This window comes from Streptomyces sp. NPDC004609 (genome assembly GCF_042873655.1).
Classification (GTDB): Bacteria; Actinomycetota; Actinomycetes; order Streptomycetales; family Streptomycetaceae; genus Streptomyces.
On sequence record NZ_JBIALS010000010.1, the window covers coordinates 79,487 to 94,675 of the forward strand.

Sequence of the window (15,189 nt, forward strand, 5' to 3'; positions counted from 1 at the left end):
ATCGGCGGGCTGTCCTGTGGCCGTCAGTGGCCGGTCGTCGACCGGTCGGGCCTGGGAAAGAGTGTGGCCAAAGATCAACGGCCATGGATCCGCAGTCCACGGTCCGCTGATGGCCGGCGGCCGACGGGTGGCGGGCGGATCAGCGGTCCCCGGCCGGGGACCGGTCCGCCGCCGGCCGTTCGCCGGTCCCCGGCCGGTCGCCCTTCACCGGCGGCAGCAGGGGGCCGCACTCCCACTGCTGGAAGATCAACCGCGTCTCCACCCTGGCGACTTCGCGGTGCGAGGTGAACTCGTCCACCACCAGCCGCTGGAGATCCGCCGTGTCCGCCACGGCCACATGCACGAGGTAGTCGTCGGGACCGGTGAGGTGGAAGAGCGCCCGTGACTCCGGCAGCGCCCGGATCCGCTCCACGAACGTGCTGATCAGCTCTCTGCGGTGCGGGCGCACCTGCACGGACAGCAGTGCCTGCAGCCCCCGGCCGAGCCGCGCCGGATCCAGCGCCAGCCGGTGCCCGAGGATCACCCCCGAGCGCCGCAGCCGTGTCACCCGGTCGAGACAGGTGGAAGGGGCGACTCCCACTTCCGCCGCCAGTTCCCGGTACGTCGTCCGGGCGTCGTTCTGCAGCAGGCGGAGTATCCGCAGGTCCACCGGGTCAAGCGCGACGGATTCGGTCATTTGCCGAACGTAACACGGAGATTGGCCGATACTTCCCGGTAGGTGTTCACCCTGCGGTCATGGAGAAAGCAGCCTTCGCCGCTCCCGTATCCCGGGCGCTGGCCACCGAAGCAGTCCACGCCGGACGCGAGGACCTCGCGCAGCTCGGTCTGCACGCGCCGCCGCTGGACCTGTCGACCACCTATCCGTCGTACGACGCCGCCGCCGAGGCCGAGCGCATCGACGCCTTCGCCGCCTCCGGCGGGCGGCTGGAGGGCCCGCCCGTCTACGCGCGACTGGACAATCCGACCACCGCCCGTTTCGAGACGGCGCTCGCCCGGCTCGAAGGGGCCGAGAGCGCGGTGGCCTTCGCCAGCGGGATGGCCGCGCTGACCGCCGTACTGCTGGTACGGGCGAGCATGGGACTGCGCCATGTCGTCGCGGTCCGCCCCCTGTACGGATGTAGCGACCATCTGCTTGCCGCCGGGCTGCTGGGCACGGAGGTGACCTGGACGGACCCGGCGGGGATCGCGTCGGAGATACGCCCCGACACCGGGCTCGTCGTCGTCGAGACACCGGCCAACCCGACACTGGCCGAGGTCGACCTCGACGCCGTGCGCCACGCCTGCGGCTCGGTGCCGCTGCTCGTCGACAACACCTTCGCCACACCCGTGCTCCAGCGCCCGCTGGAGCACGGCGCGCGGATCGTGCTGCACAGCGCGACCAAGTATCTGGGCGGCCACGGCGATGTGATGGGCGGGGTCGTCGCCTGCGACGAGGAGTTCGCGGGGCGGCTGCGGCAGGTCCGCTTCGCGACCGGGGGTGTTCTCCATCCGATGGCGGGCTATCTGCTGCTGCGCGGACTGTCCACCCTGCCGGTACGGGTCCGGGCCGCATCCGCCACCGCCGCCGAACTGGCCTCCCGGCTGGCCACGGACCCCCGGATCACCCGGGTCCACTATCCGCGGATCGGCGGGGCGATGGTCTCCTTCGAGGTGCTCGGGGACCCTCGCCGGGTCATCGCGGGGGTACGCCTCATCACACCGGCGGTGAGCCTCGGCAGCGTGGACACCCTGATCCAGCACCCGGCATCCATCAGTCACCGCATCGTGGCCGAAACGGACCGGAAGGCGGCGGGCGTCGGCGAACGTCTCCTCAGGCTGTCGGTGGGGCTGGAAGACATCGAGGACCTTTGGCTCGATCTCGATGCCGCCCTCGGCGCCTCCCGTGTCGCCTCTCCCGTCGTGTCGCGCACGGATTCCCGGAGCGCGGCCCCGGCCGAGTCCGTCGGCGACACCTTCACCGCGTGATCGGTCCGGGATCCCGGTGACGCGGTCCGGGATCCCGGCGGCCGGGGCCCGGAAGCGCGCCGGGCGCCCGCCGGGGCATCGGCGCGTCGGCCCGGTCCAGCCCGGCCCCGCCAGGTCCCGCTCGGCCCCGCCGCGGCGGGGCCGGGGCTCAGCGCTCGGCCTGCTCGAACCGGCGGAGACCGGCCGCGTCCGCGCCCTCCAGCCGGGCGGTGATCACCAGAGTCCCTTCCTCGATCTGGTAGTCCAGGGGCAGACCGAGGCCGCGCATCGCCGCGACCATGCCGGTGTTCGACGACTGGGTGACCGCGTACACGCTCCGGCAGCCGGTCTCCCCGGCGAGCGCGACCAGTCGGCGCAGCAACTCGGAGCCGATGCCGCGGCGCTGCCAGTCGTCCTCGACGAGCAGAGCGACCTCGGTCTCGTCCCCGTCCCAGAGCAGATGGCCGAGTCCGACGAGACGGCCGGACACCGTCTGCACGGCGAGCGTCCGGCCGTAGCGCGGGCTCAGGAGATGGTCGAGATAGCGGTGCGCGTCGCCGGTCGGCCCGTGGTACCGCAGCCGGAGTGTCCGCTCCGAGCAGCGGTCCTGCATCGCCTTGGCCGCCTCCGCATCGCTCTGGTCGGCCCGGCGCACGGTGATCGCATTGCCTTCGGGCAGGGTGAGGACGTGCCGGCCGCGCGGGACGCGGGGCCCGAGCCGGGCGTCCAGATCGACCAGCGCCCTCGCCCGCGCGAACTCCGTCGGGGTGAAGGGGAGATGGGGCCGCTCGACGGTGATCGCACCACCGTCCGGGGCGCGCAGACGCATCACCGTGTCGTCCAGTACGCCGTCCTCGGGCGGGAGGTCCCCGGTGGGACGGCCGGTGAGCGAGACCGCCGGGAGGGAGTGGATGGAGCAGCGGCCGAGCAGCTGGCGCAGCGCGAGCGGCAGTTCGGCGGTGTCCAGTGCCGTACGGGTGGCGAGAGCGAGTACCCGGGTCGGGGTGTCGACCAGGTCGTGTGCGTCGGCGCGTTCGATCCAGGTGCCGCTGCCACCGGCAGCCGCGACCTCCCTGGTCAGCCGCCTGATCTCCAGGGCGGCGGGGACGCGCAGCAGGAACTCGTCGACCGTTCCCTCGGCCAGCGGGTGCGTCTGGAGGGTCAGGATGTCGATACGGAGAAGGGCGAGCGCGGTGCACAGCGCGGCGAGGCTGCCCGGCTCGTCCCGGACGGTCGTACGCATCCGCCAGAGCACCGTCTCGCGCGGCTCGGGCTCGCCGTGCGCACCGCCTCTGCCGTCGGCCCCCTGGCCGGAGCCGGTCCCGGAACCGGTGCCGTCGTCCGTGCCGTTCTGGACGGCCTTGCTCACCGGGTTGTCGTCCGTGTTCGGGCGGGGTGCGGGGCCGGTGCCCCGAGCGGTCGGGGGCGCGGCGGTGGTACCCGGCGCGGGAACGGTGCCGGGAGAGCTGCCCGCGGCGGTCGGAGGCGCATGACCGTGGTGCCGTGCCCACCATGTGTGGAACGCGGCCGTGGCCACGAACGCCAGGGCGGCGGCGACGAGCAGCATCGGGCCGTCGGGGGTGTGCCCGATCAGATTGGCGACGACGTCGGCGACGGCCACCGCCGTGAACACGGCCGCCAGTTCGACGAGATCCCGCCGCCAGCGGTGCGGACGGCGGGCACTCTTCGCGGATGTCACATCAGTCATGGCACCCACTGTGTCCGTTGCCTATTGCGTGATCACGAACGATGTGTGACTGATGGGTAAAGTAGCTATCTGGGTGGCTATGGGCTGTTTCCTTCCTGTTTCCGGCGGGGAGACCGAGGCTGTTCGGATCCCGGCCCGCCCGCCGCCACGGCGTCCCCCGCCCCGCCGTGCCGAGTCCCCGCGCACCCCCGCGTCTCAGCCCGCCGTCTCCCCGGCCAGCAGCCCCACGCCCCGTACGATCTCGGACGGCACCAGATGGGCGTATCCCAGCACCAGCCGCACCCCGGGATCCGGCATCGGCACCTGCTCGTGTGCGGTCAGCGTCCTCACGGCGACCCCGGCCCGCGCCGCGCCCGCGAGGAAGCGGTCCTCGGGTCCGTAACGCTCCGGGAGCCGCGCGATGATGTGCAGCCCGGCGGCGATGCCGCTGACCTCGGTGCCCGGGAAGTGCTCCGCCAGCGCGCTCACCAGCACGTCCCGCCGCTCGCGGTAGGCGCGCTGACAGCGGCGCAACTGCCGGTCGTAGTCACCGCGTTCGATGAAGTGGGCCAGCAGCGCCTGATCGAGCGCCGGGTTGCCGAGATCCATGGTCCGCTTGCGCTCGACGACCTCGTCCATCAGCCGGCGGGGGACGATCAGCCAGCCCAGCCGCAGTCCCGGCGCGAGGGACTTGCTCACCGAACCGCTGTACGCGACCCGGTCCGGATCGAGCCCCTGGAGCGCGCCCACCGGGGCCCGGTCGTAGCGGAAGTCCCCGTCGTAGTCGTCCTCGACGATCAGCCCGTCCACCGACCGTGCCCAGTCGAGGAGTTCGGCCCGGCGCTTCGCGGAGTAGGCGATTCCGGAGGGGAACTGGTGGGCGGGCGTCGTCATCACCACCCGAACGCCGGACCGGAGCAGCGGCTGGGTCGCGAGCCCCTCGCCGTCGAGCGGCAGCGGCACCATCGTCAGCCCGACGCCGGTGAACACGGGGCCGTGGCCGGGGCTGCCCGGATCCTCCACGCCGATCGAGCGCTCCCCGTGGCCGTGGAGGACGGAGCCGAGCAGGGTCGTCGCCTGGGTGACGCCCGAGCACACGATCAGATGCTCCGGGTCGGCCACCACACCGCGCCGCCGGGTGAGCAGGGACGCGAGAGCGGTCCGCAGTTCGGGAAGCCCGCGCGGATCGGGATAGCCGAGCGCCCGGTGCGGCAGCCGGCCGAGCACGGTCTTGTGCGCCGCCGCCCACGGCGCTCTCGGGAACAGTGACAGATCGGGCGTCCCCGCGCGGAAGTCCACCCGCGTGCCCGGAGCGCGCGGCGCGAGATTCCGGGCCGTACGCACTCCCGCGCGCGCCGCGGCCCCGACCCAGGTGCCCGAGCCGCGGTCGCTGCGGAGATACCCCTCCGCCGTCAGCTGCTCGTAGGCTTCCGTGACCAGGCCCCGTGAGACCCCGAGGTCGGCGGCGAGTTCCCTGCTGGAGGGCAGCCGTGTGCCCGCCGCCAGGCGGCCCGATCTGACCGCGTCCCGCAGCGCGGCCTGGAGCGCACGTCCGCGCTGACGGGCCGGTGCGCCCGCCGCCTGGAGGAGCAGCTCCCAGGAGAAGCCGGCCCCCGCTCCGGCGGATTTCTCCTCCGGGGGGCGGCCCGCGTCCGCCGGGCCGAGCGGTGAAGTGGTCCCCGATGACGTCATAAAGGTGGACCTTAAAGGGGACCGCCCGCATCACTAGCGTCGCCCTCATGACCCGCCGGACGAATCCCCTGAACTCCCGGGCCCTGCACGGGATCCTCCTCGTCACCTTCGCCTACTGCCTGGTCGGAGCCTCCTTCACCGCCAACAGCCTGCTCGGCGACTACCCGTACGCGGGCGGTCAGGCCGTCCGCTACGCCCTCGCCTTCCTGCTTCTGCTGCCCCTGCTCGGCGGGCGGGCCGCACTCGGCCCACTGCGCGCCCTGACCGCGCGCCAGTGGGGGCGGATCGCGCTGGTGGCGGGCGTGGGCATGGTCGGGTTCAATCTGGCGATCCTGGCGGCGGAACGCACCTCCGAGCCGGCGGTCCCGGGCGTGTTCGTCGGGTGCGCACCCGTTATCGTCGCCGTGCTCGTCCCCCTGACGGACAGCAGACGCCCCACCCGGCCGGTGCTGTACGGAGCGCTCCTCGTCGCCCTGGGCGCCTTCACCGTGCAGGGCTGGGGCCGCACCGACGCCGCGGGTATCGCCTGGTCGGTGTGCGCGCTCGTCGGCGAGGTCGGATTCGCCGTCCTGGCCGCGCCGGTGCTGCGGCCGCTCGGTCCCCGGCTGCTGACGGCGTGCGTCTGCGCGGTCGCGGCCGTCGAGGCCACGGTGATCGGGCTGGTCCTGGACGGTGCGGCCGTCGTCCGTACGCCCACGCAGACCGAGACCCTGGCGCTGCTGTGGCAGGCCGCCGTGGTCACCGTCGTGGGGTTCGTGACCTGGTACATGGGCGTTCAGCGCATCGGCACCGAGCGGGCCACGCTGTTCACCGGCATGATCCCCGTCGCCGCCGCGCTCACCGCGCCCCTGGTCGGCGCCGGCACCTTCGGCGCGGCGCAGGCGGCCGGCGGCGTGCTGGTGGGCGCGGGAGCGGCCCTCGGCTCGGGTGTCTTCGGAGACAGGCCCCCGGGGCCGCCGCCGGGGGACACCGCTGCGGGCGCCGGGGCACCGGGCGGTGCGCCACGCGCCGACGCGGCGCCGGGCGGGAGCGCTCCGGACGGCCACCGGCCGGCCGCTGCCACCCGGCACGGCCCCGCATAGCCGGTACGGCCGGGGCGCCCGGCCCGGAACCGGTCCGCGCCGCGCTCCGGTCGTCGGGACGCGCCCTGCGTGGTCCGTGGCCGTACGCACGGCCCTTCGGCGCCGCGCAGGGCCGGGCGCGTCCGGGTGTTACCGGGCCACGACGCCCGCGCGCACCCGCTGGAGGTCCGGTCATCACGCCCGCCTGTGAAGTGCGTCGCACCCGGGCCGCTGGACACCGGAGGACCGGTCGGCTGGGATGGCGGGGTGGCGACCGATACACCGACCGACGTCTTCGAGAAGTACCGGCCCCTGCTGGCCGGTGTCGCCTACCGCATGCTCGGCCGGGTGGCCGACGCGGAGGACGTGGTCCAGGACGCGTGGCTGCGGTGGTCGGCACGGCGGCGCGACGACGTCGAGGAGCCGCGCGGCTATCTGATCCGGGTCACCACCCGGCTCGCGATCGACCGCCTGCGGCAGATCCGGGCGAGGCGCGAGTCCTATATCGGCCCCTGGCTGCCCGAGCCGATCGCCACCGACTTCGGCAGTACCACCCCCGACGCGGCCGAACGGGTGGTTCTCGCCGAATCCGTCTCCCTCGCCGTACTGGTCCTCCTGGAGTCGCTGTCCCCGTCGGAGCGCGCGGTGTTCGTCCTGCGCGAGGCGTTCGGATTCCCGTACGCGGAGATCGCGGCGATCCTCGACCGGTCCGCGCCGGCCGTACGCCAGATGGCGGGCCGGGCGCGCAAGCACGTCGAGGAGGGCAGGCCCCGCTACCAGGTGGATCCCGCGCAGCGCCGCGCCATGACGGAGCGCTTTCTCGTCGCCGCGTCCGGTGGCGATCTGGACGCGCTGCTCAGCCTTCTCGCACCCGACGCGCGCCTGATCGGTGACAGCGGGGGCAGGGCCAAGGCGCCCCTGCGGATCATCGAGGGCGCGGAGAAAATCGGACGGTTCCTCCAAGGGGTGGCGGAACGATCGATTCCGGACATGGAGATCCGGATCGTCGAGACCAACGGTTCGCCCGCTGTCCTCGTGCTCTCCGCCGGAGTGCCCGACACCGTCCTGCAGCTGGAGGTCGCGGAGGGACGCATTCAGCGTGTGTACATCCTGCGGAACCCCGACAAGCTCTCCGGGATGACGTCTCTGTAGTCCCTCGGTCCCCTCCCTTCCCTCGCACGTCAGGCCCCCTGTCCGAAAAGACATGGGCTTCCGGACGGCGCGCGCTTCACTGGGGTGCTAACGCCCTGTGAACGCTCGTCGAACCGAGTCGACTTCGCCCCATGACCGACGGAGGATTGGTCTTGACCAAGGTGGCATGCCGCCCTATCGTCGCAGAGATAGTGCAGGAACCTTTAAAAAACAAAGGCGCGGAATAACCGCCGCTGAGACGGCGATTGCGGAGGATCAGGGTGGGGACCACGCAACTGGAATCTGTGCCGGAACCGAAGTACTGGCACCTGAAGAACGTGATCGGCGAGGCGCTCGACTCCGACTTCACGGTGGGGGAGATCCTTCCGAACGAGCGGGACCTGGCCGCGCGGTTCGGAGTCGCCCGCGCCACGCTCCGACAGGCACTCGAACAGCTCGAACTCGAAGGACGGCTCCAGCGGCGCCGCGGTGTCGGTACGACCGTCGCCCCGCCGCGCGTGGGCGTGGACGTCTCCACCACCGAGCACTCCTGGCCCGGCTCCACGCAGGACACCTGGCAGTCCTTCGACTGCGCGAAGGCGGTTCCGCCGGCTCCGGTGGCGCGCCTGCTGGGCACGGGAGCCGGTGAGGCGACGCACGCCCTGCGCAGGCTGCGCGTCAGCCACGGGCAGCCCGTCGCGGCCGAGCTCCTCTATGTCCCCGTGTCCTCCGTGCCCGAGCTCTCCGCCATAGACGCCCCGTCCGGAGAGGCACGCGCGCGTGGCGTGCTGCGCGAGCTCCAGCGCCTCGACCTCGAAGGCCAGGACCGCTCGGTGGAACTGGGAGCGGCCCGCGCCGATGACGCCAGGGAGCTCGACCGGCTGCCGGGCGCGCCGGTTCTGATGGTCACCACGCGCTACTTCTCCCGGGGCCGGACGGCGGCGGTGTCCGTCGCCACCTACCGGGCGGACACCTGCCGTCTCACGTTCGGTGACTCGGGTGACGTGCAGATACGGCACCACGACGAGGAGCGCCGCGCCTCCTGAGCGCGGGCCCGACACCGGGTCCGCCGCCGTCGCCCGGCGGCGCACGGAGGCCCGCAGGGCCCCGGGTCAGCTGCGGGCGGTCACCGTGCTCTCCACCGCGAAGAGTTCCTCCTCGACGTGGTCGAGGGCGAGCCGGAGCGCTCCCGTCGCCACGGCCGCCTCGCCGAGGAGGGAGAGGGTGACGCGGGGCGGGCGCAGGCAGTAGCGGGAGAGTTCGTTGCGCAGCGGGTCGAGGACACCGTCGAGACCGGCCGCCCACCCTCCGATGACGACCAGTTCGGGGTCGAGCGCGAGCACCAGGGCCGCCACATCGTGGACCAGGCGCTGGATGAAGCGTTCGACCGCGGCCTGGGAGCGGGAGTCGCCCTGCTTGGCGAGGGCGAACACATCGGCGACCGCCTGCTCGTCGAGGGGGTGGAGCGGCTCGTCGGTCGTGGACAGCAGCTTCTCCGGCGTCATCCCCCGGCCCAGCAGATGCAGCGCCCCGATCTCGCCCGCCGCGCCGCCGAACCCCCGGTGCAGGCGTCCGCCTATCAGGGAGCCCGCGCCGGGGCTCAGACCGGCCAGGACGAAGACGATGTCGTCGGACTCCCGCGCGGAGCCCTTCCAGTGCTCGGCGACCGCGGCGGCGTTCGCGTCGTTCTCCACCAGGACCGGGCAGCGGAACGAGCGCTGGAGCCGCTGGCCGAGGGGCAGCCCCGTCCAGCCCGGCAGCGCCGTCCCCAGGCGTACGGTCCCGTCGGCCTCGACGATGCCGGGGGAGCCGACCCCGACGGCACGGAGGTTGCCGCGGGAGACACCCGTGCGCCGCAGGACGTCGGCGATCACCAGGCGTACCCGCTCCAGCCGGTCGTCCGCCGAGGCCGTCTCCGACACCTCGCGCGACGCGGCGCCGATGATGCGGCCGTCCAGGCCGGAGACCAGCGCGGCGACCCGGTGCGCTCCGATCTCGATGCCCAGCAGATGACCGGCCTCCACCCGGAACCGGAAACGTCGCGCGGGCCGGCCCTGGCGGCGCGTGGCGCCCTCCACCGGCACGGTCTCGGCGACCAGCCCCGCCTCGATGAGGCCCTCGACGACCCCTTCGACCGTCGGCCGTGACAGGCCCGTGATCCGGGTCAGATCCGTGAGCGTGGGGGAACCCGCCCCCCGTAGCGCATGGAGTACCACAGCCGAGTTGATCCGCCGAAGCAAAGACGGATCTCCGCCGGTCAGCCGCCCCACCGTGTGTCCTTCCAGCCCCGGCTCGTGCAGCTCGGGCGCTTATGTCTGCCGGATGGTACTCGCTGGGCGTTCGCCGCGCACGGTCACTGCAAGGGCCGCAACGGAAGTGCCCGGCCCCATCCTCTCAGCCGCCGTGGACCGGGGCCCGGCGGGTCACCCCGCCCGACCGCCCCGGCCGGGAACCGGGGCCGACCTGACCAAGCCCTACTAGGGCCGGCCGTGCCGGGCGACGGCGGGGTGCCGGCCCGGCATCCGTCGAGAAGAGGGCGCAGGCCGCGGCCCCGAGCACCTCCGCCGCCCGCGACGCACGAATGCCCTGACGCGCGGTTCCCGCCGTACGCCGGAGACGTCAGAGAATCGACCCCGGGGCGTATCCGGCGGCGCCCGGGTGCTGCTTGACGATCTCCTCGATACGGGAGACGACCGCCGCGACCTGGTCACCGGCCGCACCCGTGAACGACAGCTTGTCCGCCATCAGCGCGTCCAGCCCCGCCCGATCCAGCGGAATGCGCTCGTCCGCCGCGAGCTTGTCCAGCAGCTCGTTGCGCTCCGCGCCCTGCTCACGCATCGCCAGCGCGGAGGCGACCGCGTTCTCCTTGATGGCCTCGTGCGCGACCTCGCGGCCGACCCCGGCCCGTACTGCGCCCATCAGCACCTTGGTGGTGGCGAGGAAGGGGAGATAGCGGTCGAGTTCACGGGCGATGACCGCCGGGAACGCCCCGAACTCGTCCAGCACCGTCAGAAACGTCTCCAGCAGCCCGTCGAAGGCGAAGAACGCGTCCGGCAGCGCCACCCGGCGGACGACGGAACAGGACACATCGCCCTCGTTCCACTGGTCGCCCGCCAGCTCGGCCGTCATCGAGGCGTAGCCCCGCAGGATCACCATCAGACCGTTGACGCGCTCGCAGGAGCGGGTGTTCATCTTGTGCGGCATGGCGGAGGAGCCGACCTGGCCGGGCTTGAAGCCCTCGGTGACCAGTTCGTGCCCGGCCATCAGCCGGACCGTCTTGGCGACCGAGGAGGGCGCGGCGGCCAGCTGCACCAGGGCGGACACCACGTCGTAGTCGAGGGAGCGGGGATAGACCTGGCCGACCGAGGTGAACGCGTGGGCGAAGCCCAGATGGCCCGCGACGCGCTGCTCCAGCTCCGCGAGCTTCGCCGCGTCCCCGCCCAGCAGATCGAGCATGTCCTGCGCGGTGCCGACCGGCCCCTTGATCCCGCGCAGCGGGTAGCGGCCCAGCAGGTCCTCCAGACGGCCGTACGCCACCAGCAGCTCGTCCGCCGCCGTCGCGAACCGCTTGCCGAGCGTGGTGGCCTGCGCCGCCACATTGTGCGAACGGCCCGCCATCACCAGCTCCGCGTACTCCGCGGAGAGCCTGCCGAGCCGGGCCAGCACCGCGACCGTGCGGTCCCGCATCAGCTCCAGCGACAGCCGGATCTGGAGCTGCTCCACGTTCTCCGTCAGATCGCGGGAGGTCATGCCCTTGTGGACCTGCTCATGGCCCGCGAGCGCGTTGAACTCCTCGATCCGCGCCTTCACATCGTGGCGGGTGACCTTCTCGCGCTCCGCGATGGACGCCAGATCGACCCGGTCGAGCACCCGCTCGTAGTCGGCGACGGCGGCGTCGGGCACCTCGACACCGAGGTCCTTCTGCGCGCGGAGCACCGCCAGCCAGAGCTGACGCTCCAGCCGCACCTTCTGCTCGGGGGACCACAGGGCCGCCAGCTCCACGGAGGCATAGCGGCCGGCCAGGACGTTCGGGATACGAGGCTTCGCAGACACAGTCACACGGCGAGATTCTACTGGCGGTTTACGCAGGCCAGCGCCCCGGTCCCGGGCGCGGGACGGGACGGGGCGTCACGGGCGCGGCGGCTCGTACGGCAGCAGCTCGGGGCGTTTGGCCAGGCGGCCGTCTCCGGAGGAGCGGCCGGCGAGCCGGCGGCCGATCCAGGGGCCCAGATGCCGGCGGGCGAACCGCAGGTCCTCGGCCCGCCTCGCGGCCCATCCCGCGCGGGCCGCGAGCGGCAGCGGTGCCCGCCAGTCGTCCTCCGGCGTGAGGCCGAGCGTCTGCCAGACGGCCTCGGCGACCCTGCGGTGCCCCTCCGCCGTCAGATGCAGCCGGTCGGCGTCCCACAGCCGCCGGTCGCCGAGCGCCCCGGAGCCGTACAGATCCACCACCAGCGCGCCGTGCCGGGCGGCCAGCTCGTCGATGTGGGCGAACAGCTCCTCCATCCGCGGACGGAAGCGCTCCAGCACCGCACCGTCCCGGCCGGGGCTGCGCATCAGGACCAGTCGGCCGCACGACGGCGTCAGCTTCTCCACGGCCTCCTCCAGCAGCGCGCGCACCCGGCCCATGTCGCACCGGGGCCGCAGCGCGTCATTGAGGCCGCCGACCAGCGTGACCACATCGGCGCGCATCCCCGCCGCCGTGTCGATCTGATCCTCGACGATCTGGCCGATGAGCTTGCCGCGCACGGCGAGATTCGCGTAGCGGAACCCGGGAGTACGGGCCGCCAGCCTGGCCGCCAGCAGATCCGCCCAGCCGCGGTACGAGCCGTCGGGCAGCAGATCGGACATGCCCTCGGTGAAGGAATCGCCCAGCGCGACAAAGCTCGTGTAGTTGGCAGTCATCTCCATGGCCGAGTAATCCTACCGTGCGGTAGCACCGTGGCCCGGGCTTCGTGCGGGCCGCCGGCGGAGAACGGCGGGCCCGTCCCGGGCGCCTCGGGAGGCGTCCGGAACGGGCCCTCGGGCACCGGGTCGGGCGGGCGTCAGCCGCGCCTGCCCACCAGCTCCCGCAGCACGTCCTCCATCGTCACCAGCCCCTCCGGCCGCCCGTCCTCGTCCAGGACCGCCGCCAGATGGGTCCGGCTGCGCCGCATCGCGGTCAGCACGTCGTCCAGCGGGGTGGTGGCGCGGACGCGTGCGATCGGCCGCAGCGCCGTGACCGGGAACGGCTCGTCACGCGGAGCCGCGTCCAGGGCGTCCTTCACATGGAGATAGCCGAGGATGCTGCGCTGGGCGTCGACGACCGGGAAGCGGGAGAACCCGGATTCGGCCGCCAGCTGCTCCAGGTCCTCCGGGGTGGTCCCGGCCCGCGCGTACACGACCCGCTCGGCCGGCATGACGACGTCCCGCACCGGGCGCCGGCCCAGCTCCAGGGCGTCGCGCAGCCGCTCGGCCGCCCGGTCGTCGAGCAGTCCGGCGTCACCGGCGTCGGCGACCATCCGGGCCAGCTCGTCGTCCGAGTAGGTCGCGGCGACCTCGTCCTTGGCCTCGACCCGCAGCAGCTTCAGCAGACCGTTGGCGAAGGCGTTGATCGTGAAGATCACCGGACGCAGCGCACGCGCCACCGCGACGAGCGGCGGGCCCAGCAGCAGGGCGCTGCGGGTGGGCTCGGCCAGGGCGATGTTCTTCGGCACCATCTCGCCGAGGAGCATGTGCAGATAGGTGGCCAGGGACAGCGCGATCACGAAGGAGATCGGGTGCACCGCGCCGTGGGGCACGCCCACAGCGTCGAACACCGGCTCCAGCAGATGCGCGATCGCGGGCTCGGCGACGATACCGAGGATCAGGGTGCACAGGGTGATCCCGAGCTGGGCCGCGGCCAGCAGGGCCGACACGTGCTCCAGGCCCCACAGCACGCTGCGGGCCCGGCGGTTGCCCGCTTCGGCCTCCGGTTCGATCTGGCTGCGGCGCACGGAGATCAGGGCGAACTCGGCGCCGACGAAGAAGGCGTTGACCACCAGGGTCATCAGGCCGATGAACAACTGGATCGCGATCATCGTCCGGCCCCCCTCGAACCATAGGAGCCGGAGCCCGAGCGCTGGCCGGAGTCGGGCGGATCGGGCTCACCGTCCGTCTCGGAGGGCAGGGGCGCGTGCATCAGCACCCTGGCGGCACGCCGCCCGGCCGCGTCGACCACGTCGAGCCGCCACCCCTGGAGGTCGATCCGGTCGCCCTCGACGGGGATGCGCCCCAGCTCGGTGGCGACCAGTCCGGCGAGCGTCTCGTAGGGCCCGTCCGGCAGTTTCAGACCGGCCCGCTCCAGCTGGTCCGTACGGGCCGCGCCGTCGGCGGACCACAGGATGCGGCCGTCCGCGTCCTGCCCGGCGGGGGCCAGATCCGGGGTCTCGTGCGGATCGTGCTCGTCCCGCACCTCGCCCACGACCTCCTCGACGATGTCCTCCATCGTCACCACTCCGGCCGTGCCGCCGTACTCGTCGATGACCACGGCCATGGTGGACCGGCCGCCGAGCCGGTCGATGAGCCGGTCCACGGTCAGCGACTCCGGTACGAGCAGAGGCTCGCGCAGCACCTCGGAGACGCGGTGCCGGGCCCGTTGAGCGGCCGGGATCGCCAGGACGTCCTTGATGTGCGCGATCCCCACGACCGTGTCGAGACTGCCCCGGTAGACGGGGAAGCGGGACAGCCCGGTGGCGCGGGTGGCGTTGGCGACGTCCTCCGCGGTGGCCTGCACCTCCAGCGCGGTGACCTGGACCCTCGGGGTCATCACATTCTCCGCGGTCAGCTCGGCCAGGCTCAGGGTGCGGACGAACAGCTCGGCCGTGTCCGCCTCCAGCGCGCCCTCCTTCGCGGAGTGACGGGCCAGCGCGACCAGCTCCTGGGGGCTGCGCGCGGACGCCAGCTCCTCGGTCGGCTCCATGCCGAGCCTGCGGAGAATGCGGTTGGCGGTGTTGTTCAGATGGCTGATCAGCGGTTTGAAGGCGGCGGTGAACAGCCGCTGCGCGGGCGCGACCACCTTCGCCACCGCGAGCGGGGAGGAGATGGCCCAGTTCTTGGGGACCAGCTCACCGACGACCATCAGGACGACCGTCGACAGCGCCGTACCGATGACCAGGGCCGCCGACGACGCCACGGAGGGGGAGAAGCCGAGATCCTCGACGGGACCCCGGATCAGCTTGGCGATCGACGGTTCCGAGAGCATGCCGACGACCAGATTGGTGACGGTGATGCCGAGCTGCGCGCCCGAGAGCTGGAAGGTCAGACCCCGTACGGCCCGCAGGGCGCTCGCCGCCCCGCGTTCCCCGCGCTCGGCGGCCCGTTCGAGGTCACCGCGCTCGACCGTGGTGAGAGAGAACTCCGCCGCGACGAAGACACCGCAGGCGAGTGAGAGCAGCACCGCCACGAACAGGAGGAGCACTTCGGTCATCGGGTCACCTCCGTCCCATGATCGGGCAGGGGGAGGAGGAACGCTCGATGTGTGCTACTGGGAGGCTCGTCCATGGACGGACGCTCACACCTTTCGTAGGGAGAGTGATGGTCCACCCATCGTAAAGGACCGGCAAAGTCGCTCACGAGGACGGGCCGGGTACTGTCCGGCGGCCTCGCGGAGGCGTCCCCATGGGCAGCCGACGCCTGAACCTGTACGGTACGCGCCGC

At 72.8% G+C, this 15,189-nt stretch carries 12 protein-coding genes; 4 read left to right on the forward strand and 8 right to left on the reverse strand.

Annotated features, from left to right (window positions below; genetic code table 11):
- Positions 1-139: 139 nt before the first annotated feature.
- A complete protein-coding gene (locus ACFYT4_RS12910) occupies positions 140-676 on the reverse strand; it encodes an Lrp/AsnC family transcriptional regulator (RefSeq protein WP_389267627.1) in 537 nt (178 codons plus the stop codon).
- A gap of 59 nt (positions 677-735) precedes the next feature.
- Between ACFYT4_RS12910 and ACFYT4_RS12915 the strand changes: the two genes are divergently transcribed.
- On the forward strand, positions 736-1,965 hold the full coding sequence (locus ACFYT4_RS12915; RefSeq protein WP_389267628.1) for a trans-sulfuration enzyme family protein: 1,230 nt from the start codon (positions 736-738) through the stop codon (positions 1,963-1,965).
- Between the two features lie 148 nt (positions 1,966-2,113).
- On the opposite strand, the gene ACFYT4_RS12920 is transcribed toward ACFYT4_RS12915, so the two are convergent.
- A complete protein-coding gene (locus ACFYT4_RS12920) occupies positions 2,114-3,652 on the reverse strand; it encodes a GNAT family N-acetyltransferase (RefSeq protein WP_389267629.1) in 1,539 nt (512 codons plus the stop codon).
- A 195-nt stretch (positions 3,653-3,847) separates the two neighbouring features.
- Positions 3,848-5,323 carry a PLP-dependent aminotransferase family protein gene (locus tag ACFYT4_RS12925; RefSeq protein WP_389267630.1) on the reverse strand — a complete coding sequence of 492 codons (1,476 nt, stop codon included), beginning with the start codon at positions 5,321-5,323 and terminating at the stop codon, positions 3,848-3,850.
- Between the two features lie 47 nt (positions 5,324-5,370).
- Here ACFYT4_RS12925 and ACFYT4_RS12930 point away from each other — a divergent pair, with 47 nt between their 5' ends.
- The 3 genes from ACFYT4_RS12930 (at position 5,371) to ACFYT4_RS12940 (ending at position 8,561) form a co-directional block, all read left to right on the forward strand.
- Entirely contained in the window at positions 5,371-6,405 is a 1,035-nt protein-coding gene (locus ACFYT4_RS12930) for a DMT family transporter (RefSeq protein WP_389267631.1), read from the forward strand.
- 246 nt (positions 6,406-6,651) lie between these two features.
- The gene (locus ACFYT4_RS12935) at positions 6,652-7,536 is read left to right on the forward strand and encodes an RNA polymerase sigma-70 factor (protein WP_389267632.1); all 885 of its coding nucleotides are present in this window, start codon (positions 6,652-6,654) and stop codon (positions 7,534-7,536) included.
- 260 nt (positions 7,537-7,796) lie between these two features.
- Positions 7,797-8,561, forward strand: coding sequence for a GntR family transcriptional regulator (locus tag ACFYT4_RS12940; RefSeq protein ID WP_389267633.1), 765 nt, complete (start codon positions 7,797-7,799; stop codon positions 8,559-8,561).
- Between the two features lie 66 nt (positions 8,562-8,627).
- Here ACFYT4_RS12940 and ACFYT4_RS12945 read toward each other — a convergent pair whose 3' ends face one another.
- The 5 genes from ACFYT4_RS12945 to ACFYT4_RS12965 form a co-directional block, all read right to left on the reverse strand.
- Positions 8,628-9,785: an ROK family transcriptional regulator gene (locus ACFYT4_RS12945; RefSeq protein WP_389267634.1), complete on the reverse strand. Its 1,158-nt coding sequence runs from the start codon at positions 9,783-9,785 to the stop codon at positions 8,628-8,630.
- Positions 9,786-10,134: 349 nt separating this feature from the next.
- On the reverse strand, positions 10,135-11,568 hold the full coding sequence (gene purB / locus ACFYT4_RS12950; RefSeq protein ID WP_389267635.1) for an adenylosuccinate lyase: 1,434 nt from the start codon (positions 11,566-11,568) through the stop codon (positions 10,135-10,137).
- A gap of 75 nt (positions 11,569-11,643) precedes the next feature.
- Complete coding sequence (locus ACFYT4_RS12955) at positions 11,644-12,423, reverse strand: SGNH/GDSL hydrolase family protein (RefSeq protein ID WP_389267636.1); 780 nt, start codon at positions 12,421-12,423, stop codon at positions 11,644-11,646.
- Between the two features lie 134 nt (positions 12,424-12,557).
- Complete coding sequence (locus ACFYT4_RS12960) at positions 12,558-13,571, reverse strand: hemolysin family protein (RefSeq protein WP_389267637.1); 1,014 nt, start codon at positions 13,569-13,571, stop codon at positions 12,558-12,560.
- Positions 13,568-14,959 (reverse strand): hemolysin family protein, encoded by a 1,392-nt coding sequence (locus ACFYT4_RS12965; RefSeq protein WP_389267638.1) that lies wholly within the window; start codon positions 14,957-14,959, stop codon positions 13,568-13,570. The genes ACFYT4_RS12960 and ACFYT4_RS12965 overlap by 4 nt, the downstream gene beginning before the upstream one ends.
- Positions 14,960-15,189: the final 230 nt, after the last annotated feature.